This is a genomic window from Caulobacter sp. FV2ye17ST, assembly GCF_058680955.1.
This window is the reverse complement of sequence record NZ_CM178727.1, coordinates 348,589-367,092: the sequence shown is the minus strand read 5'-3', so window position 1 is coordinate 367,092 and position 18,504 is coordinate 348,589. Positions and strand designations below refer to the sequence as shown.

The window sequence follows — 18,504 nt, the reverse complement described above, 5'->3', positions numbered from 1 at the left end:
CTTCGCGAGCGGCGTAACAGCCCCTTCACGTCGAGGGCGAGCGGCGAGGAGGCTATTCGCCTGTTCCCGGCGCCTTCTTGTCGGCCTTGGGGGCGGCGGGCTTCTTGGCCTTCAGGCTGGCGACCTCTTCGCGCAGCGCCGCGACCTCGGCCTTCAGCGCCTCGAAATCATCGCGACGGATCAGGTCGAACTCGGCCGCCAGACGATCAGCCTGAGCCCGCATGGCGGTCTTGGCTTCCTCGCCGGCGGTCTGGGCGATGCCCATGGCCGCCTGGGTCAGCTTGGCGAATTCGTCGAGGAAGGGGTTCTGGCTGTGCATCGGAATTCCAGGTGCGGGCGTCGGTGTCCGCACCCCTTATATGGGAAGCGGGGGGTGAAAGCGAAGGCCGAACCGGCTATGCCTGCGACGATCTGTCCGGAACGGAGCCTGCCGCGTGATCTTCCCCGATATCGACCCGGTCGTGCACCTGGGCCCGCTGGCCCTGCAATGGGGCCCGCTGGCCATCCGCTGGTACGCCCTGGCCTATGTGGCCGGCATCCTGCTGGGCTGGCGCTATGCGGTGCGGCTGGTCAACACCGAGCGTCTGTGGAGCGGCCGCGCGCCGACAGCGACGCCGCTGCAGATCGACGACCTGGTGCTGTGGATCACTCTGGGCATCATCCTGGGCGGGCGGCTGGGCTACATCTTCTTTTACATGCTGATCAATCCCGACCAGCGGGCCGGGCTGATGGCCCACCCGCTGGAGGCCTTCAAGATCTGGGAAGGCGGCATGTCGTTCCACGGCGGCTTCCTGGGCGTCTGCGCGGCGATCCTGCTGTTCGCCCGCCAGCAGAAGATCGACGTGCTGAAGCTGGGCGACCTGATCGCGCCGGTCGCGCCGATCGGCCTGTTCTTCGGACGGGTGGCCAACTACATCAATGGCGAGCTGTGGGGCCGGGTCACCGACCATCCGTTCGGGGTGATCTTCTGCAACCAGACCATCCAGGCGGCCAATGGCGGCCGTTGCCCCGCCGGCCCCGATCCGCGCCATCCCAGCCAGCTGTACGAGGCAGCGCTGGAAGGCGTGGTGCTGTTCGCCATCCTGTGGGTGGCGACCCATCATCTGAAGTGGCTGCAGCGCCGGGGCGCCCTGACCGGGACCTTCCTGATCGGCTATGGCCTGTTCCGCGCCCTGCTGGAGAATGTCCGCAATCCCGACCACGGCATGCCCGACTTCCCGTTCGGCCTGACCATGGGGATGATCCTGTCGATCCCGATGCTGCTGGTCGGGGTCTGGCTGCTGTGGAAGGCCCTGCGCGAACCGGCCGACGAGGCTCATGAGCCTGCTTGATCGCCTGAAGGCGCAGATCGCTCAGGACGGACCGATCGGCGTCGCCGAATATTTCACCCGCTGCCTGCACGACCCGCGCGACGGCTATTACGCCACGCGGCCTGATCTGGGGGCCGGCGGCGACTTCATCACCGCCCCGCTGGTCAGCCAGATGTTCGGCGAGCTGATCGGCCTGTGGGCGGTGGAAACCTGGACCCGCATGGGTCGGCCCTCGCCGTTCCGGCTGGTCGAGATGGGGCCGGGCGACGGAACCCTGATCAGCGACCTGCTGCGCGCCGCGCGGCTGGCGCCGGACTTTCTCGCCGCCGCCGACCTGTGGCTGGTCGAGGTGTCGCCGCCGCTGCGGGCCTTGCAGGCGCAGCGGCTGGCCGGCGCGATGCTGAGCCCGCAATGGGCGGACCGGCTTGAGGCCGTGCCCGCCGGCGCGCCGATGATCCTGGTCGCCAATGAGGTGCTGGATTGCCTGCCGGCCCGGCAGTTCATCCGCACCGAAAAGGGCTGGGCCGAGCGGGTCATAGGGCTGGATGAGGCGGGTGAGTTGGCGTTCGGGTTGAAGGCCATCTCAAGAGAACCCTTCCCCCTTGATGGGGGAAGGGCAGGGATGGGGGTGACTACGGCGGTGGGTGACGGACGCCGTCGCCAAGCCGCAACCGCCGGGGTCACCCCCATCCCCAACCCTTCCCCCATCAAGGGGGAAGGGGGCTATCCATTGGGCGCTGTCCTCGAATCATCCCCCGCCCAGCAAGCCCTCGGCGCCGAGATCGGCCACCGGGTCGCCACCGACGGCGGCGCGGCGCTGCTGATCGACTATGGCCGCGACACAGCCGGCCCCGGCGACACGCTGCAGGCCCTGCAGGACCACCGCAAGGTCGATCCGCTGGAAAGCCCCGGCCGGGCCGACCTGACCGTCTGGGCCGACTTCCCCGCCGTGCTGGCGGCCGGTGTCGAGGCGGGCGCGAAGGCCGGGCCGATCCTGCAGCAGGCGGTGTTCCTGGCGATGCTGGGCATCGAGGCCCGCGCGCAGGCCCTGGCCGCCGCCCGCCCCGATCGCGCCGACCCGATCGCAAGACAGCTTGATCGCCTGACCGGTCAGGCGCAGATGGGCGCGTTGTTCAAGGCCGTGTGCCTTCATGCGCCCGGTTTCACGCCGCCTGCCTTCGAGGTCGCCTGACATGCCGCACAGCACCCTGCCCACGATCCAGTCGCCGCTACTGGCCGCCGTGCCGGGCGTCCGCCACGCCTTCTTCACGCGCCAGGGCGGGGTCTCGACCGGGATCTATGACAGCCTGAACGTCGGGCGGGGCAGCAAGGACGATCCGGCCGACGTGGTCGAGAACCGGGCCCGCGCCGCGCGCTGGTTCGGGGTCGCGCCCGAAGACCTCAACACCTGCTACCAGATCCATTCGACCATCGCGATCAAGGCCGACGGCTCGTGGGGCGACGTGCGGCCCGAGGGCGACGCCGTCGTCACCAGGACCCCGGGCGTGGTCTGCGGCGCCCTGTCGGCCGACTGCGCGCCGGTGCTGATCGTCGATCCCGAGGCCCGGATCGTGGCCTCGGCCCACGCCGGCTGGCGCGGGGCCCTGGACGGCGTGGTGCAGGCCGCCGTCGACGCCATGGTCGAGCTGGGCGGCGACCCGGCACGGATGGTGGCGGCCGTCGGCCCCTGCATCGGGCCAGACTCCTACGAGGTGGGTGTCGATTTCCTGCACCGCTTCGAGGCCGATTGCCCCGGCTCGGGCCACTTCTTCCGGCCCGGTGTCAGCGACGACAAGCGCTTCTTCGACCTGCCCGCCTTCGTACTGGACCGCCTGCGCACCGCCGGGATCGAGCAACGCGAATGGGTGGGCCGCGACACCCGCGCCGAGGAAGCCCTGTTCTTCTCCAACCGCCGCGCCGTCCTGAACGGCGAGGGCGACTATGGCCGGCTGCTGTCGGCGATCGCGCTAGAAGGGTAGCGCGGCAGAGCCTGGACGAGACGTCAGGCCGTCCGGGGCGACGGACGGCCTGACAGTCCCTGGAAGTCGCTTGCCTCCCGGTTCAGGACGTCGGCTGCGCTTCGGTCTGGATGAGGGCGTTGTCGATCTCGTTGGCGCGCTCAGCGGCGGGGCGCTGCACGTGGCGCGCCACATAGGTCTCGAACGCCGGGCGCTTTTCGATCGTGCCGAAGTTCATCCCCCAGGACAGGTGAGAGGCGAGGTAGAGGTCGGCGGCCGTGAAGCGGTCTCCCACGAGATAGGCTCGGTCTTTGACCGCCGTCTCGACGGCGCCCAGCACGTCCTCGATGCAGCCGAAACCCAGCGAGCGGCGTTGCTCAATCGTCGGCTCCAGGTTCACCGCCTTGGAGGCCACGGCCTGCTCGATGGGGCCCGCCCCGAAGAACAGCCAGCGATAGTAGGGGCCGCGTAGCGGACTGTGCGCGGGAGGAGCCAGACCGGCCTCTGGGAAGACGTCAGCAAGGTAGGCGCAGATGGCGGCGCATTCGGTCACGACGACCCCGTCGTGGACGATGGCCGGCACCTTGCCCATGGGATTGATGGCGAGGTAGTCGGCAGCCTTCGCGTCTCCAGTCTCCCAGCGCAGAATTCTGGTCTCATAGGGCTGACCGACCTCTTCAAGCATCCAGCGGACGATGCGGCCGCGCGACATGGGGTTGGTGTAGAAGACGAGGTCGGACATGGTGGCTCCAGTTGTTTGCGACACCCTATCCCGAGGCTGCTGACAGCTGTCTGGCAGCAGCCGCTCTCGGCTGACGACCCTGGGTATGAACCGGGGCGAGATCTACGATCCCGCTGGACGAGTCCCCCGCCGGAAAAGCCCTCCAACCGCCGAGCCTTCCTGAACGGCGAGGGCGACTATGGCCCCCTGCTGTCGGTGATCACGCGGGAGGCTCAAAAAGTGCGCGGGGTTGAAATTTGTACACACAAATGTCAACCTACCGCTTGATGCTGCTGGCCGAGGATTTCGACTGGGACGATGGCAACCGAGAGAAATGCCAGAAGCACGGCGTTTCGATCGCGGAGATTGAAGCCGTTCTTCTCGGCGATCCCCTGGTCGCGCCGGACCTCGCCCATTCCGATGTCGAGGATCGGCGGATCGCGGTGGGCAAGACGCCCGAAGGTCGGGCGATGTTCATCGCGTTCACGCTCAGGGCGAAGGATGGAAAACTTCATCTGCGTCCAGTCAGCGCCCGTTACATGCACGCCAAGGAGGCGCGCCGTTATGACCAAAGCCGTTCCTAAGCTGACCACCGATGACGACGCCGAGGCTTTCCTGACTCAGGACCTGTCGGATCTGGACTTCTCGCAGTTCAAGCCTATGCGCTTCGAACTTGAGAAGAAGGAGGCGCGTGTGAACATGCGCCTGCCCGAACCCCTGCTTGAGGCCGTCAAGAAACGCGCATCGGCGCGTGGCATCCCCTATCAGCGGTTCATTCGCGAAGCCCTCGAAACTGCGCTGGCCGAGCGGAAGTAGGCCTTCGCTGTGGAGGCCCAGACCCAACCCGAAAGCCACAAAGCGTCGCTGATCCGTCATACGGGCCGTTAAGGTCTTGCTCCGGGGCCGATCACTGCTAGAAGCCCCGCAACGCGACACCCCCTGCTCCGAGCGCCCCCATGAAGCTGCTGTCCGGCAACTCGAACCGCCCGCTGTCCCAGTCGATTGCGGAGTATCTCGACATGCCGCTGACCCGCGCCCAGGTGCGCCGGTTCGCCGACCTGGAGGTGTTCGTCACCATCGACGAGAATGTGCGCGGCGAGGATGTGTTCGTCCTGCAGTCGACCAGCTATCCGGCCAACGACAACCTGATGGAGCTGCTGATCTGCATCGACGCCCTGAAGCGCGCGTCGGGCAAGCGGATCACCGCCGTCCTCCCCTATTTCGGCTATGCCCGCCAAGACCGCAAAACCGGCGGCCGCACGCCGATCTCGGCCAAGCTGGTCGCCAACCTGATCACCCGCTCGGGCGCCGACCGCGTCCTGACGATGGATCTGCACGCCGGCCAGATCCAGGGCTTCTTCGACATTCCGACCGATAACCTGCTGCCCTCGCGCCTGCTGGCCGACGACATCATCCGCAACTATTCGATCGGCGACGACCTGATGGTGGTCTCGCCCGACGTCGGCGGCGTGGTGCGCGCCCGGGCCCTGGCCAAGCGTCTGAACGACGCCGACCTGGCCATCGTCGACAAGCGCCGCTCGGGCCCCGGCCAGTCTGAGGTGATGAACATCATCGGCGACGTTTCGGGCCGCCGCTGCATCCTGTTCGACGACATCGCCGACTCGGCCGGCACCCTGTGCAACGCCGCCGCCGCGCTGGTCGCCCAGGGCGCGGTCTCGGTCAGCGCCTATGTCACCCACGGGGTGCTGTCGGGCGCGGCCGCCGAGCGGGTCGCCAATTCGGTCCTGACCGAGCTGGTGGTCACCGACTCCATCGAGGCGTCGGACACCGTCAAGGCCTGCCCCAAGATCCGCTATGTGTCGTGCGCCCCGCTGATCGGCGAGGCAATCCGACGGATCGCCAACGAAGAGTCGGTCTCCAAGCTGTTCGACTGATCTCCCCGATCTTCTCACCCTTTGGGCGAAGCCGCTTGCGGCCACGCTTGTCAAAGGCTGGTTAACGGGCTGAGTGTCACAATATCGCCCGTCGCGGATGCTATTCGCGAAAATCAGACCCATGGGGAAGTTGCCCGCAATGCACATCTTTTCGCGTGCGCGCGCCGTATTGATGACGGCCGCCGTCGCGCTGACCACTGTCGTGGCCGGCTGCGAAACCCCGCCTCCCCCGCCGCCGCCCGTGGTCGTCGCACCGCCCGCGCCGCCGCCGATCACCCTGTCCAATGTGCTGGTCGAGCGCGCCAGCGCCTATCGCGGCTACATGGCCCGGGCCGGCGCGATCGACCCCAAGTTCCAGAACGGCGAACAGATCCAGTCCTCGCTCAAGGTGGGCGTGGCCTATGAGCCCAAGCAGCTGCTGTCGGGCGTCATCGCCTATGCCGCCGTCATCGCCCTGCAGGATCCGGCCTATGTCGGCGCCGTGCGCAGCTTCGCTGTCGATCCGGTCCAGCGCCAGCAGGTGATCGCCCAGCTGGTCGCCGATCCGGCCTATGCCGTCGGCTTCAAGGGCAGCGACACCGCCGCCGGCCTGATCATGGACACCCTCGGCGCCGAGGGCCTGAAGGTCTTCGTCGCCGGCAAGGCCGTCAAACAGGCCGCCTATGACGTGCAGCACTCGTCCTGGTCCAAGGCCTCGGTGCCGGACCGCGACGCCCGCCTGGCCTATGCCAAGACCATGTCGGCGATCCCGGCCCTGGGCGACACCAGCGACGTCGCCGCCCTGCAACAGGCCTCGGTCGGCGCCCAGCCCCTGGCCCTGACCCCGCGCTCGGCCTCGGCGCCCTATTCGCCGGCGGTCATTCGCGGCCTGGCCGTGGCCGCCCTGGCGGCGCTGGGCGCGGCCGGCGACGAGAACCTGGCCACCATCGAGGCGGTGATGGCCGAACCCAATTCGGCCATGTGCCTGAACATGGGCAAGCTGAACCTGTACCAGTGCCTGGCCGTGTCCAAGCCGCACTACGAAGACGTCTTCTGCCTGGGCCAGCACGTCCTGATGGACACCGGCCAGTGCGTGATCAAGGCTTCGGGGACCCCGATGCCGGTCGAGCCGCCGCCCCCGCCGCGCGCCCTGCCGGAAAAGACCTCGATCGCCCAGGGCGGCGGGGCCGGCCGCAATTCCAAGAAGGCCAAGGCCAGCGTCAAGAAGCCGGCCGCCAAGAACTAGGCGTTCTCCAGAAAACCCTGGAAGGGCCGGACGTTGCATCGTCCGGCCCTTCTGTGTATGTAGCCCCACCCTAAAAACGTCGACCGAGCGGGACAATCCAGTCCTGTGCGGCGATTTCGCATTTCGAGAGCACCGGCTCTCCAGAGAGAACACCATGGCTGACATCATTCTGAACGTTGAACTCCGCGACCGCGCCGGCACCGGCGGCGCTCGCGAAACCCGCCGCAGCGGCAAGGTCCCCGGCGTCCTGTACGGCGGCGGCAAGGCTCCCGTGAACATCGCGGTCAAGAGCAACGAATTCCGCAAGGCGCTCTACACCGGCAAGCTGCTGGGCCACCTGGTCACGCTGCAGTACGGCGAAGAGAAGCAGTCGGTCATCGCCAAGGCCGTGCAATTCCACGCCGTCACCGACGAGCCGGTCCACTTCGACCTGTATCGCGTCGACGAGCACCAGCTGATCAAGATCGAAGTTCCGGTTCACTTCAAGAACCACGAAACCTCGGTCGGCCTGAAGAAGGGCGGCACGCTGGAAATCATCCGTCACACCGTCGAGCTGGCCTGCCCGGCCGACAAGATCCCCGAAGAACTGGTCATCGACCTGGCCGGCCACGACATCGGCGACGTCATCCGCATCTCGGAAGTGAAGCTGCCGGAAGGCGTCAAGACCGCCATGGACCGCGACTTCGTCATCGCCAACGTCAAGGCCTCGGCCGCGTCGCAATCGGGCGAAGGCGACACCACCGAAGGCTAAAGGCCTTTGGTCGGGTCTCCGATCTGATATCGAGACGGGCGGACTTTCGGGTCCGCCCGTTTTTCGTTTCCGCTTGCCGCTTTGGATTGAAACGATGCTGATCCTGGCCGGTCTCGGCAATCCCGAGGCCAAGTACGAGAAGAACCGGCACAATGTCGGCTTCATGGCGGTGGACGCCCTGGCCCGGCGCTGGGGCACGGGGCCGTGGCGCGCGCGCTTCCAGGGCCTGGCCTGCGAAGGCTCGGTCTCGACCCCGAACGGCCCGGTCAAGCTGCTGCTGCTGAAGCCCAAGACCTATTACAACGAGAGCGGCCGCGCCGTGGGCGAGGCGATGAAGTTCTTCAAGCTGACGCCGGCCGACGTGATCGTCTTCCACGACGAGATCGACATGGCCCCGGGCCGCTTCCGGATGAAGGCCGGCGGCGGGGCGGCGGGCAATAACGGCATCCGTTCGGTGACCAGCCAGGTCGGCGACGCCTTCCGGCGCGGCCGCATCGGCGTGGGCCATCCCGGCGACAAGGCCATGGTCATGCACTACGTGCTGGGCGACTTCCACAAGGTCGAGCACCAGTGGCTGGACCCGCTGCTGGACGCGATCTGCGACGCCCTGCCCTTCGCCGCGGCCGGCGACGACGAGCGCTATCAGGCCGAGGTGCTGCGCCTGGCGCCCGCGCCCAAGGCCGATCCCAGGAAGCCCATCAAGTCGGAAGGCTGACCCTCAGGACAGCCGGTCGCGGAACTCGGCATAGTCGAACTCGCGCACTAGCTTCAGGGCGTCGGTGTCGCTGTTCCACAGGGCGATAGCCGGCAGGGGCACGCCGTTGAAGGTATTGGTCTTGACCATCGAATAGTGCGCCTGGTCCAGGAAGGCGATGCGCTGGCCCGGGACCGGCCGCGTCGCAAAGCCGTAGTCGCCGATGATGTCGCCGGCCAGGCAGGACGGGCCGCCGATCCGCACAGTCACGCCGCCCTCAACCTCGCCCAGCATCGCCGGCCGATAGGGCGCCTCGATGACGTCGGGCATGTGGCAGGTGGCCGAGATGTCGGTGATGGCCACCGGCACGCTGTTGTCGAAGGTGTCGAGGATCTCGCCGACCAGTATGCCCGCATCGAGCGCGATGGCCTCGCCCGGCTCGATATAGACCTGCAGCCCGTGGCGCTGGCCAATGCCTGCCAGGAAGGCGATCAGGTCGGCGGTCTGGTAGTCGGCGCGGGTGACGTGGTGGCCGCCACCCAGGTTCAGCCATTTCAGCTGGCCCAGCATGCCTTCCAGCCTCGGCTCGACCGACTCCCAGATCCGGCGCAGCGGCTCGAAGTCCTGCTCGCACAAGGCATGGATGTGCAGGCCGTCGACGCCCTCGAGATGCTCCGGACGCAGCTGCGAGACGGGGAAGCCCAGGCGCGAACCCCGCTGGCAGGGATCGTACTTGGCGACCTCGGCCTCGCTGTGCTCGGGGTTCAGGCGCAGGCCGATGTCGAACACATCGCCCGCCGCTCGCGCCGCGGCGATCAGATCGGCAAACCGCGCGATCTGGTCGGGCGTGTTGAAGATCACCGAGTCGGAGATCCGCAGGATCGCGGGCAGGTCCTCGCGCTTGTAGGCCGGCGAGTAGGTGGTCAGGTGGCCGCTATAGAACTCGCGGGCCAGCCGCGCCTCCCACAGGCCCGAGGCGCAGACGCCGTCCAGATATTCGCCGACCACGCCGGCCAGCGACCACATCGAGAACGCCTTCAGCGCCAGCAGCACCCGGGCTCCGGAGCCGTCGCCCACGGCCTTGAGCATGGCCAAGTTGCGCCGCACCGCGACCTCGTCGACCACGAAACAGGGCGACGGGACGCGGGTCAGGTCAAAGCGGGCGAAAGCGCCGGGGCCAGCGGCCTTGGTTTCCATGTCTAGAACGCCAGCGGGGCCGCCAGGTCCTGGACCTTCCAGGGCAGGCCATGCCTGTTCAGCATGTCCATGAACGGGTCGGGATCCAGCTGTTCCATGTTGAAGACGCCCGCGCCCTTCCACTGGCCGGTCAGCATCAGGGCCGCGCCGATCATGGCGGGGACACCCGTGGTGTAGCTGACCGCCTGGTTGTTGGTCTCGGCGTAGGCTTCTTCGTGGTCGCAGATGTTGTTGATGTAGACGGTGCGGGCCTTGCCGTCCTTCATCCCCGTGGCGATGGTGCCGATATTGGTCTTGCCCTTGGTGATCGGGCCCAGCGACGACGGCTCGGGCAGCAGGGCCTTGAGGAACTCGATCGGGATGATCTCCCGACCCTGGAACATCATCGGCTCGATGCTGATCATGCCGATATTGCCCAGAACTTCCAGGTGCTTGAGATACGAGTCGCCGAAGGTCATCCAGAAGCGGATGCGCTTGATCTCCGGGTAGAACTTCACAAGGGACTCAAGCTCCTCGTGGTACATCAGGTACATGTTCTTGGGGCCGACCGCCTCGAAGTCGAACACCTGCTTGTGGCTCAGCGCCGGGCCTTCGACCCACTGGCCGTTTTCCCAGTGCCGCGACGGCGCGGTCACTTCGCGCAGATTGATCTCGGGATTGAAGTTGGTGGCGAACGGCAGGCCGGTGTCGCCGCCGTTGCAGTCCAGGATGTCGAGCGTGTCGATCCGGTCCAGCAGGTGCTTCTTGGTGTAGGTGGCGAACACCGAGGTCACGCCGGGGTCAAAGCCGCTGCCCAGCAGCGCCATCAGGCCGGCTTCCCGGAAGCGCTCCTGATAGGCCCACTGCCAGCTATATTCGAACTTGGCCTCGTCGCGCGGCTCGTAATTGGCCGTGTCGAGATAGTTCACCCCGGCCGCCAGACAGGCGTCCATGATGTTCAGGTCCTGGTACGGAAGCGCCAGATTGACCACGAGCGCCGGTTTGACCGCCTTGATCATCGCCGTGGTGGCGGCGACGTCGTCGGCGTCCAGCGCGGCCGTGTCGATGGTCACGCCGGTGCGCGACTTCACCGACTCCGCGATGGCGTCGCATTTCGACTTCGTGCGGCTGGCCAGCGTGATGTGCGAAAACACATCCGCGTTCATCGCCATCTTGTGGACAGCGACCGAACCAACACCGCCAGCACCGATAACCAGCACCCTGCTCATTTGGGCTTCTCCTAACGCGCCTATAGCCTCTGACAGTCTGAACGCCTGCGAGAGGGGGGCGGGGGTCTTATCACGAGGACAACGAGTCCGCTAACACCCCTTAAGCAGAAGCTGCGACGGTTCTCTACCTTCCCTGGCCCTTCACCGGCGCCGACGCGCGGTCTCCCTTCATTTTCAGATAGAAGTTCGACAGCACCGCGAAGGCCGGCTTGCGACGGCCCGTGGGCGAGACCAGGCCCTTGCGGTTCCAGCCCTGCTGATAGATCGGGTGCTGGCGGCGGGGAGCGCGGAAGTCCTTGAGGATCCAGGGCGACATGCCGCGCAGCGACGGGACCTTCGCGGCCATTTCCAGGGTCTTTTCGTAGTACTTCTTCTGGAAGTCCTCGCTGAACTTGCGCATCAGCCCGGGGTCCTCGAACCCGGCCAGGGCGTCGGCGCCGAACTCCGAGAACATCATCGGCTTGTCGGTCTTCTTCCAGGCGATGGCCGGCAGGTCGTCCAGGGCGTCGGGCGAGTACCAGCCGCTGTAGGTGTTGACCGCCAGCACATCCAGCTTCTCGGCCAGCGGATCGGCGACACCCATCTGCGGGTGGCCATCCACGGTCTTGCGCTCCGACAGCAGGGCGGCGGTGACCAGGCGCGTGTCGTCCAGGGCCCGCACATCGTCGATCAGCTGGTACAGGAAGGCGTTGCGGGCCTCGCCCACCGGCGTCTCGTTGGCCACGCTCCAGAACACGATCGAGGCGCGGTTGCGGTCGCGCCGGATAGTGTCGGCCAGCATGCCGCGGGCCAGCGACAGGGTGCGCGGATTGGCGAAGTCGATCAGCCAGTAGACGGGGATCTCGCTCCAGACCAGCAGGCCCATCTCGTCGGCCAGGCGGGTGGTGATCTCCGCGTGCGGATAGTGGGCCAGGCGCACGAAATTGGCGTTCAGGCCGTCGCGGGCCTCGGTCAGCAGGGCGCGGGCGCCGGCCTCGGTGATCGTGCGGGCGGGATTTTCGCCGAACTCCTCCTCGTGGAGGCTGATCCCGCGCAGATAGATCGGCTTGCCGTTCAGCAGGATCTGGTCGCCCCGCGTCTCGATGGTGCGAAAGCCGACCCGGTCGGCCATGCGGTCCTCGCCGGCCTCGACGACAATGTCATAGAGCCGGGGCGTCTCGGTCGACCAGCGGACCAGGCCCCGGGGCGCGGCGGCCGACAGCTGGGCGACGCCGTCGGCGCCGGCCTTGCCCGAGAGCACCAGGCCCAGCTCCGGCGCGCGCACCCGCACCGCCTGGCCCGCCGCCTGTGCGCCGTCCAGCTTCACGGTGGCGGCGATGCGGCCGTCCTTGCCCAGGCGCACCCAGGCCTCGTCGACGAAGGTGGCCGGCGTGATCACCAGCCGCATCGGCCGGGTGACGCCGCCATAGTTCTCCCAGTCGGTGACCGGCGGCGGCACGCCATCGGCACGGGCGGTCGAGTCGACGCCCAGCGTCACCTGGTTGGCGCCGTCGCGCAGCAGGTCCGTGACCTCCAGCGAAAACGGCGTAAAGCCGCCCTCATGCTCGCCGGCCAGCTTGCCGTTCACATAGACCCGGGCGGTGTAGTTGACGGCCTCGAAGCGCAGGAAGGCCCGCTGGCCCGGCTTGAACGCCGCCTCGAAGCGCCGCTGGTACCACATCAGCCCCTGATAGTGCCGCAGGCCGGGATCATGGGCCAGCCAGGCCTGGGGGAGGGTCGCGGTGGGCGACCGGTCCATGTCGTATTCGTACAGCGCGTTGGGATTGGCGCGCGTGAAGGCGTCGACATCGGTGTCGTCATAGCGCCGATGGCCCTCGCCCGCCGCGCCGCGATGGAAGCCCAGCAGGCCGTCACGATACGGATCGATCGAGTAATGCCAGGCCCCCGACAGGTCCTTGCCGGCGCGCAGATCGGCGCGGGTCAGGGTCGGGGTCGAGGCCAGGGCGCTTATGGGCGCGATCAGGGGACCAATCATGCTGACGGCGCAAACCACCAGCGCCCGGCGCACCCGCGCCGCGAGCCCCTTGACCATAACGTTCCTCCCGGCCTTCAAAGTGGCCTTACCACTTTGAAGCACAGGTCAGACGTATGGGTACAGCCTAGAACTTGCCGCTCTGGAAATCCTGGAACGCCTGCACGATCTCGTCGCGGGAGTTCATCACGAACGGCCCGTGCCAGAACACCGGCTCGCCGATGGGCCGGCCGGCCAGCAGCAGCACGCGGGCGTCGGTGACGGCCTCGACCACCACGTGATCGCCCGCGCCCAGGAACACGCCCGACAGAGCGTCGATCTTGCCGCCCGCCACACGGACCTGACCTTCATAGACCGCGACCATCGCGTTGCGATCGGCGCCCACCGGCTCCTCGAAGCGGCTCCCGGCCGGCAGCACCACGTCGAAATAGAGCGCGTCGACCGCCCCGCCGCCGATCGGGCCGGCCGTGCCGCCCTCCGTGACGCCGGAGATCACCTTGACCGAGACGCCACCCTCGCGCGCCTCAACCGGAATGGCGTCGCTCTCGAACTCGCTATAGCCCGGCGCGCTCATCTTCAGCTTCGCGGGCAGGTTCACCCACAGCTGGAAGCCGCGCATCCGGCCTTCGCTCTGCTCGGGCATTTCGGAATGGACGATGCCCTTGCCGGCCCGCATCCACTGGATGCCGCCGGGACCGATCACGCCCTCGCGACCGGTGTTGTCGCGGTGCCGCATCCGGCCTTCCAGCATGTAGGTCACGGTCTCGAAGCCGCGATGCGGATGGTCGGGGAAGCCGCCCATATAGTCGGACGCCTGGTCGTTGTCGAAACAGTCCAGCATCAGGAACGGGTCAAACATCTGGGCCTCCGCCGTGCCCAGCATCCGGGTCAGGCGCACGCCGTCGCCGTCCGAGGCGGGAACGCCCTTCACGATCTTCACGACGGGTCGAATGGTCATCTGACGGCTCCTTTTTGCGCCTTTGATATCGGATGCGGTTACAGTTGGTTCAAGGCCCGCCACTTCGTCTTCCCGATCATCCGTGCTAGGTCGCGGCCAACGAAATTCACGAGAGATCCATGGCCCTTAAAGTCGCCATCGTCGGCCTGCCCAATGTCGGCAAGTCCACCCTGTTCAACGCCCTGACCCAGACGGCGTCGGCCCAGGCCGCCAACTATCCGTTCTGCACGATCGAGCCCAATACCGGCGAGGTCGCGGTGCCCGAGCCGCGCCTGGACGCCCTGGCCAAGATCAGCGGCTCCAAGGAAATCATCCCGGCCCGCATCACCTTCGTCGACATCGCCGGCCTGGTGCGCGGCGCGTCCAAGGGCGAGGGCCTGGGCAACCAGTTCCTGGCCAATATCCGCGACTGCGACGCCGTGGCCTTCGTGGCCCGCTGCTTCGAGGACGGCGACATTGTCCACGTCGAGGGCCGCATCGACCCGATCAGCGATCTCGAGATCATCGAGATGGAGCTGATGCTGGCCGACCTGGAAAGCCTGGAAAAGCGCGTCCCCGCCCTGGAAAAGCGCGCCAAGGTCGGCGCCGACAAGGAAAGCGCCAACACCCTGCGCCTGGCCAATATCGCCCTGGCCCTGCTGCGCGAAGGCCGCCCGGCCCGCGCCGCCAAGATCGACGCCGATGACGAGAAGGCGTGGCACATGCTGCAGCTGCTGACCTCGCTGCCGGCGCTCTATGTCTGCAATGTCGACGAAGGCAGCGCCGACAAGGGCAACAAATTCTCCGACCTCGTCGCCGAACGCGCCGCCAAGGACAATGCCAAGAGCGTCGTCATCTCGGCCCAGATCGAGAGCGAGATCGCCCTGCTGGACGCCGAGGAGCGCGCCGAGTTCCTGGAAACCCTGGGCTTGGAAGAGCCGGGCCTGAACCGCCTGATCCGCGAGGCCTACAAGCTTCTGGACCTGCAGACCTATTTCACGGTCGGCCCCAAGGAAGCCCGCGCCTGGACCATCCACGTCGGCGACACCGGCCCGCAGGCGGCCGGCGTCATCCATACCGACTTCGAAAAGGGCTATATCCGCGCCGAGACCATCGCCTTTGACGACTTCATCAAGCTGGGCGGCGAAAACGGCGCCAAGGAAGCCGGCAAGATGCGGGCCGAAGGCAAGGAATACGTCGTCAAGGACGGCGACGTGATGCACTTCCGGTTCAACGTCTAGAACACCTCGAAACGGCCGGTGCGGAAACGTCCCGGCCGTTTTCATATCGGCAAGGAACGCACGCGGATGACCACCGACCGGCTGACCCTGACCGCCGTCCATGACGGCTTCGTCTTCACCGCCGCTCACGAGCACCCGCAGGGCGCGCGCAAGGGCGGGGTAATCGTGATCCAGGAGATCTTCGGCCTCGACCAGTACGTCCAGGCCGACGTGGCGCGCTGGGCCGAGCTCGGCTTCGAGGTGGTCGCGCCCGCGATGTTCGATCGTCAGGAACTGGGCTTCGTCGCCGACCACGATCCGGCCGGGTTCGAGGCCGGCGTGAAATACGCCAAGGCCAACGGTCCCGAAAACGCCATGGGCGACATCCAGGCCTGTATCGACTTCCTGGCCCCGCGCGGCCCGGTGTTCATCGTCGGCTACTGCTACGGCGGCACCATGGCCTGGCTGGCGGCGTCGCGCTGCAAGGGCCTGTCGGCCGCCGCCAGCTACTATGGCGGCCAGGTGGCGGGCATGGCGAAGTTCGCCCTCTCCTGCCCGGTCATCGTCCATCTGGGCCGCAAGGATCCGCATATCCCCGCCGACGAGGTGAAGGCCGCGATCGCCGCCGCCCACCCCGAGGTGGCGGTGCATATCTACGAGGCCAGCGGTCATGGCTTCAACAATGACGGTCGGCCCGACTCCGACCTCGCCGACGCGCAGGCGGCGCGCCAGCGGACCCTGGACCTGTTCCTGGCTCACGGCGCGGCCTGATGGGCGAGCGCATCGCCCTGGCCACGCGCGACGGCGCGCCGTTCAGCGCCTGGCATGCGCCGCATCAGGACGCCCGGCGCGGCGGCCTGGTCATCCTGCACGCCATCTGGGGCGTGACGCCCCACATCCGCGAGCTGTCCGACACGTTAGCCCAGCAGGGCTATGAGGTGATCGCCCCGGCCCTGTTCGACGCCGCCGACGCGCCCTTTCCGGAGGCCAATACCGAGCCGGCGATCCTGGACCAGCGCATGGCGATGGGGCGGGCCACCGGCTGGGGCCTGAGCGCCCTGCCCCGCGTTCAGGCCTGTATCGGGGCCCTGGAGGGTCCGGTGTTCGCCATGGGCTTCTGCTATGGCGGCACGACCGCCTGGCTGGCCGCCGCCCGCTGCGAAGGTCTGTCGGGCGTATCCAGTTTTTACGGCGGCGACGTCGTACAGTTTATCGGGGAGGTTCCGGCCGTCCCCACCGCCCTGCATTTCGGCAAGACCGACCCGATGATCCCGATGACCGATGTCGAGACCATCCGGGCCGCCCACCCCGACCTGCCGGTCTGGCTGTACGACGCCGGCCACGCCTTCGTGGCCCCTAACGGCTACCACGCCGACAGCGCGCGGCTGGCCATGCTGCGCACCCTGCAGCTGTTCCAGCGCGGCGGCGGCAACCGCGGCGAGGCCTGAGCGAAGCGGCCGGCTCGATCGAGCCGACCCGATTGACGCCCTCAGCGCAGCAGGCGCTCTAGAACTCTTTCCAGCTGTCGGCGCCGGCGTGCGCCATCGGCGCGGTCTTGCGCGCGGCGCCGCCGAAGCCCGTGGTCTTCATGACCGATATGGGAGCTGAAGCGCGCGAGGGCTTCCGGGCGGCGCCCCTGTGGGCCGGGGAGTCCTGGCCGACCTCGAAGCGGCCAACGACGCGCGCCAGTCCTTCGGCTTCCTGCGACATGCTGAGGCTGGCGGCGGTGGCCTCCTCAACCATGGCCGCGTTCTGCTGGGTCACCTGATCCATGTGGTTGATGGACGAATTGACCTCGTTCAGGGCGGTGGCCTGCTCCAGGGCGGACGCGGCGATCACGACGACGATGTCATTGATCTCGCCCACCTGAACCACGATCCGGCTCAAGGCCTTGCCGGTCTCACCGACCAGTTCCACGCCGGCCTTCACCTGCTGGTCCGAGTTGGAGATCAGTGTCTTGATCTCCCTGGCCGCGCCGGCCGACCGCTGGGCCAGGGCCCGGACTTCCTGGGCGACAACGGCGAAGCCGCGACCGGCCTCGCCGGCTCTCGCCGCTTCAACGCCGGCGTTCAGGGCCAGGAGGTTGGTCTGGAAAGCGATCTCGTCGATCACGCCGACGATCTGGCTGATCTCTTGGGAGGATTTTTCGATCCCGCCCATGGCGGCGACCGCGTTCTGGACCACGTCGCCGGAGTGTTCGGCGGCGGACTTGGCCAGGCCGACCACGGTGCGAGCGTGTTCTGAACCTTGGGCGGTCTTACGCACGGTGGCGGTGATCTGATCCAGCGCCGCGGCGGTCTCTTCCAGACTGGCCGCCTGCTGCTCGGTCCGGCGCGACAGGTCTTGTGACGCTGCGGAGATCTCGGCAGCGCCCGCCTGGATGGTGGCGGTATTGCCGGACACGATCTTCATGGTGTCCTGCAGGGTCGTCATCGCGGCGTTGAAATCGGCGCGCAGCTTCTCGTACTCAGGCGCGAAGCTGGCGGTCAGGCGATAGACAAGGTTGCCGGCGGAGAGTTGCTCCAGGCCCGACGCGACAGCCTCGACGACCAAGGCCTGTGTCCGGGCCACTTCAGCGTCGGCCTTCTGGCGGGCCGCGCGTTCACTTTCGGTCATCTGACGCGCATCAGCATTGTCCTGCTCCAGGCGAATGGTCCTGGCGCCGGCCTCTTTGAAGACCTGCACGGCCCTGGCCATCTCGCCGACCTCGTCCTTGCCTCCCAGGGACGGGACGGAGACAGACAGGTCGCCCGAGGCGAGCTTGCCCATCACCGTTGTCAGGGCGCCGAGCGGCTTGACGGCGCGGACGGACCACGCCGCGACGGCGACGCCCAGGATCAACGCCCCGCCGCAGATCGCGATGTTCAGCCAAACGAAGCCGGCCGACATGTCGTGGACTTCGGACCCGATCTGCTTGTTCTTCGCCTCTTGCAGGTCGATGAACTGATTGATCTGTTTGAGCCAGACCATGAACATGGGCCTTGCGCCCTGCATCAGAAGCGCTTTGGCGGCGTCAGGTTCACCGGCTTTCTGTAGTCGGATCACTTCCGAGATCAGCGGCAGGCCCTTGGCCTGCGTGGCCTTGATGCTGTCCAGGATGGCGGTCTCATCGGGGGTCACGCCAACGCCCTTGGCCATGAGCTCATCGAGCGGACCGGCCGATTTGTCATAGGCCGCCTCAAGGCGCTCTATGGTGGCGATGGCCGCGTCAAGCTCGCCAGCGTCGCTGACCAGGATGACGTCGCGCAGGCTGATGGCGCGGTCATGCACGCTGCCGCGGAAATTGATGGCGAACCGCTGTTTGGCGCTGTTGACGTCGTTGATCGTTGTGAGGCTGCGGTCGATCGCATTGACGCGGGTCTGAGCGACCAGGCCAATGCCAGCCATCATCAGGAGGATCATGCCGAAGCCGATGA

General features: G+C 67.2%; 18 protein-coding genes and 2 pseudogenes. 12 read left to right on the top strand and 8 right to left on the bottom strand.

Going from position 1 to position 18,504, the window contains the following annotated elements:
* Positions 1–52: 52 nt before the first annotated feature.
* Positions 53–319, bottom strand: coding sequence for an accessory factor UbiK family protein (locus ACW17V_RS01795; RefSeq protein WP_492107190.1), 267 nt, complete (start codon positions 317–319; stop codon positions 53–55).
* A gap of 115 nt (positions 320–434) precedes the next feature.
* Between ACW17V_RS01795 and lgt the strand changes: the two genes are divergently transcribed.
* Genes lgt through pgeF form a run of 3 tightly spaced genes read left to right on the top strand, consistent with a single transcriptional unit; the run spans position 435 to position 3,289 of the window.
* Complete coding sequence (gene lgt, locus ACW17V_RS01790) at positions 435–1,331, top strand: prolipoprotein diacylglyceryl transferase (RefSeq protein WP_492107189.1); 897 nt, start codon at positions 435–437, stop codon at positions 1,329–1,331.
* Positions 1,318–2,502 carry a class I SAM-dependent methyltransferase gene (locus tag ACW17V_RS01785; protein ID WP_492107188.1) on the top strand — a complete coding sequence of 395 codons (1,185 nt, stop codon included), beginning with the start codon at positions 1,318–1,320 and terminating at the stop codon, positions 2,500–2,502. Before lgt ends, ACW17V_RS01785 begins: the two co-directional genes overlap by 14 nt.
* 1 nt (position 2,503) lies before the next feature.
* On the top strand, positions 2,504–3,289 hold the full coding sequence (gene pgeF, locus ACW17V_RS01780; protein WP_492107187.1) for a peptidoglycan editing factor PgeF: 786 nt from the start codon (positions 2,504–2,506) through the stop codon (positions 3,287–3,289).
* A gap of 82 nt (positions 3,290–3,371) precedes the next feature.
* On the opposite strand, the gene ACW17V_RS01775 is transcribed toward pgeF, so the two are convergent.
* On the bottom strand, positions 3,372–4,010 hold the full coding sequence (locus ACW17V_RS01775) for a glutathione S-transferase family protein (protein ID WP_492107186.1): 639 nt from the start codon (positions 4,008–4,010) through the stop codon (positions 3,372–3,374).
* A 266-nt stretch (positions 4,011–4,276) separates the two neighbouring features.
* On the opposite strand from ACW17V_RS01775, the gene ACW17V_RS01770 reads away from it, so the two are divergent.
* The 6 genes from ACW17V_RS01770 to pth all read left to right on the top strand — a co-directional run bounded on the left by ACW17V_RS01770 (position 4,277) and on the right by pth (position 8,575).
* Positions 4,277–4,573: a BrnT family toxin gene (locus tag ACW17V_RS01770; RefSeq protein ID WP_492108720.1), complete on the top strand. Its 297-nt coding sequence runs from the start codon at positions 4,277–4,279 to the stop codon at positions 4,571–4,573.
* The gene (locus ACW17V_RS01765; protein ID WP_492107185.1) at positions 4,554–4,805 is read left to right on the top strand and encodes a CopG family antitoxin; all 252 of its coding nucleotides are present in this window, start codon (positions 4,554–4,556) and stop codon (positions 4,803–4,805) included. Before ACW17V_RS01770 ends, ACW17V_RS01765 begins: the two co-directional genes overlap by 20 nt.
* A gap of 140 nt (positions 4,806–4,945) precedes the next feature.
* Positions 4,946–5,884 carry a ribose-phosphate pyrophosphokinase gene (locus ACW17V_RS01760; protein ID WP_062143447.1) on the top strand — a complete coding sequence of 313 codons (939 nt, stop codon included), beginning with the start codon at positions 4,946–4,948 and terminating at the stop codon, positions 5,882–5,884.
* 172 nt (positions 5,885–6,056) lie between these two features.
* Complete coding sequence (locus ACW17V_RS01755; protein ID WP_492107184.1) at positions 6,057–7,109, top strand: hypothetical protein; 1,053 nt, start codon at positions 6,057–6,059, stop codon at positions 7,107–7,109.
* Between the two features lie 154 nt (positions 7,110–7,263).
* Entirely contained in the window at positions 7,264–7,860 is a 597-nt protein-coding gene (locus ACW17V_RS01750; RefSeq protein ID WP_492107183.1) for a 50S ribosomal protein L25/general stress protein Ctc, read from the top strand.
* Between the two features lie 94 nt (positions 7,861–7,954).
* Positions 7,955–8,575, top strand: a complete 621-nt coding sequence (gene pth, locus ACW17V_RS01745) for an aminoacyl-tRNA hydrolase (protein ID WP_492107182.1) — start codon at positions 7,955–7,957, stop codon at positions 8,573–8,575.
* 3 nt (positions 8,576–8,578) lie between these two features.
* Here pth and ACW17V_RS01740 read toward each other — a convergent pair whose 3' ends face one another.
* The 4 genes from ACW17V_RS01740 to ACW17V_RS01725 form a co-directional block, all read right to left on the bottom strand.
* Entirely contained in the window at positions 8,579–9,751 is a 1,173-nt protein-coding gene (locus tag ACW17V_RS01740; RefSeq protein ID WP_492107181.1) for a carboxynorspermidine decarboxylase, read from the bottom strand.
* 2 nt (positions 9,752–9,753) lie between these two features.
* A complete protein-coding gene (locus ACW17V_RS01735) occupies positions 9,754–10,959 on the bottom strand; it encodes a saccharopine dehydrogenase family protein (protein ID WP_492107180.1) in 1,206 nt (401 codons plus the stop codon).
* 124 nt (positions 10,960–11,083) lie between these two features.
* Complete coding sequence (locus ACW17V_RS01730; protein ID WP_492107179.1) at positions 11,084–12,991, bottom strand: glycoside hydrolase family 2 protein; 1,908 nt, start codon at positions 12,989–12,991, stop codon at positions 11,084–11,086.
* Positions 12,992–13,058: 67 nt separating this feature from the next.
* Positions 13,059–13,889, bottom strand: a complete 831-nt coding sequence (locus ACW17V_RS01725; protein ID WP_492107178.1) for a pirin family protein — start codon at positions 13,887–13,889, stop codon at positions 13,059–13,061.
* A gap of 119 nt (positions 13,890–14,008) precedes the next feature.
* On the opposite strand from ACW17V_RS01725, the gene ychF reads away from it, so the two are divergent.
* From ychF to ACW17V_RS01710, 3 genes are all read left to right on the top strand, one after another.
* Positions 14,009–15,109 carry a redox-regulated ATPase YchF gene (ychF, locus tag ACW17V_RS01720; protein ID WP_492107177.1) on the top strand — a complete coding sequence of 367 codons (1,101 nt, stop codon included), beginning with the start codon at positions 14,009–14,011 and terminating at the stop codon, positions 15,107–15,109.
* 66 nt (positions 15,110–15,175) lie between these two features.
* Entirely contained in the window at positions 15,176–15,859 is a 684-nt protein-coding gene (locus tag ACW17V_RS01715) for a dienelactone hydrolase family protein (protein WP_492108719.1), read from the top strand.
* The gene (locus ACW17V_RS01710) at positions 15,859–16,536 is read left to right on the top strand and encodes a dienelactone hydrolase family protein (RefSeq protein ID WP_492107176.1); all 678 of its coding nucleotides are present in this window, start codon (positions 15,859–15,861) and stop codon (positions 16,534–16,536) included. Before ACW17V_RS01715 ends, ACW17V_RS01710 begins: the two co-directional genes overlap by 1 nt.
* 58 nt (positions 16,537–16,594) lie before the next feature.
* On the opposite strand, the pseudogene ACW17V_RS01705 reads toward ACW17V_RS01710, so the two are convergent.
* Together ACW17V_RS01705 and ACW17V_RS01700 are read right to left on the bottom strand one after the other, a co-directional pair.
* A pseudogene (locus ACW17V_RS01705) lies at positions 16,595–17,932 on the bottom strand (methyl-accepting chemotaxis protein); the annotation flags it as partial.
* Positions 17,933–18,049: 117 nt separating this feature from the next.
* Positions 18,050–18,475, bottom strand: a pseudogene (locus ACW17V_RS01700) (MCP four helix bundle domain-containing protein); the annotation flags it as partial.
* Positions 18,476–18,504: the final 29 nt, after the last annotated feature.

Bases quoted from the DNA above. Each gene is read 5' to 3' on its own strand.
- ACW17V_RS01795 (WP_492107190.1), bottom strand. From the start codon at position 319: ATGCACAGCCAGAACCCCTTCCTCGACGAATTCGCCAAGCTGACCCAG.
- ACW17V_RS01785 (WP_492107188.1), top strand. From the start codon at position 1,318: ATGAGCCTGCTTGATCGCCTGAAGGCGCAGATCGCTCAGGACGGACCG.
- pgeF (WP_492107187.1), top strand. From the start codon at position 2,504: ATGCCGCACAGCACCCTGCCCACGATCCAGTCGCCGCTACTGGCCGCC.
- ACW17V_RS01775 (WP_492107186.1), bottom strand. From the start codon at position 4,010: ATGTCCGACCTCGTCTTCTACACCAACCCCATGTCGCGCGGCCGCATC.
- ACW17V_RS01770 (WP_492108720.1), top strand. From the start codon at position 4,277: ATGCTGCTGGCCGAGGATTTCGACTGGGACGATGGCAACCGAGAGAAA.
- ACW17V_RS01765 (WP_492107185.1), top strand. From the start codon at position 4,554: ATGACCAAAGCCGTTCCTAAGCTGACCACCGATGACGACGCCGAGGCT.
- ACW17V_RS01760 (WP_062143447.1), top strand. From the start codon at position 4,946: ATGAAGCTGCTGTCCGGCAACTCGAACCGCCCGCTGTCCCAGTCGATT.
- ACW17V_RS01755 (WP_492107184.1), top strand. From the start codon at position 6,057: ATGACGGCCGCCGTCGCGCTGACCACTGTCGTGGCCGGCTGCGAAACC.
- ACW17V_RS01750 (WP_492107183.1), top strand. From the start codon at position 7,264: ATGGCTGACATCATTCTGAACGTTGAACTCCGCGACCGCGCCGGCACC.
- pth (WP_492107182.1), top strand. From the start codon at position 7,955: ATGCTGATCCTGGCCGGTCTCGGCAATCCCGAGGCCAAGTACGAGAAG.
- ACW17V_RS01740 (WP_492107181.1), bottom strand. From the start codon at position 9,751: ATGGAAACCAAGGCCGCTGGCCCCGGCGCTTTCGCCCGCTTTGACCTG.
- ACW17V_RS01735 (WP_492107180.1), bottom strand. From the start codon at position 10,959: ATGAGCAGGGTGCTGGTTATCGGTGCTGGCGGTGTTGGTTCGGTCGCT.
- ACW17V_RS01730 (WP_492107179.1), bottom strand. From the start codon at position 12,991: ATGGTCAAGGGGCTCGCGGCGCGGGTGCGCCGGGCGCTGGTGGTTTGC.
- ACW17V_RS01725 (WP_492107178.1), bottom strand. From the start codon at position 13,889: ATGACCATTCGACCCGTCGTGAAGATCGTGAAGGGCGTTCCCGCCTCG.
- ychF (WP_492107177.1), top strand. From the start codon at position 14,009: ATGGCCCTTAAAGTCGCCATCGTCGGCCTGCCCAATGTCGGCAAGTCC.
- ACW17V_RS01715 (WP_492108719.1), top strand. From the start codon at position 15,176: ATGACCACCGACCGGCTGACCCTGACCGCCGTCCATGACGGCTTCGTC.
- ACW17V_RS01710 (WP_492107176.1), top strand. From the start codon at position 15,859: ATGGGCGAGCGCATCGCCCTGGCCACGCGCGACGGCGCGCCGTTCAGC.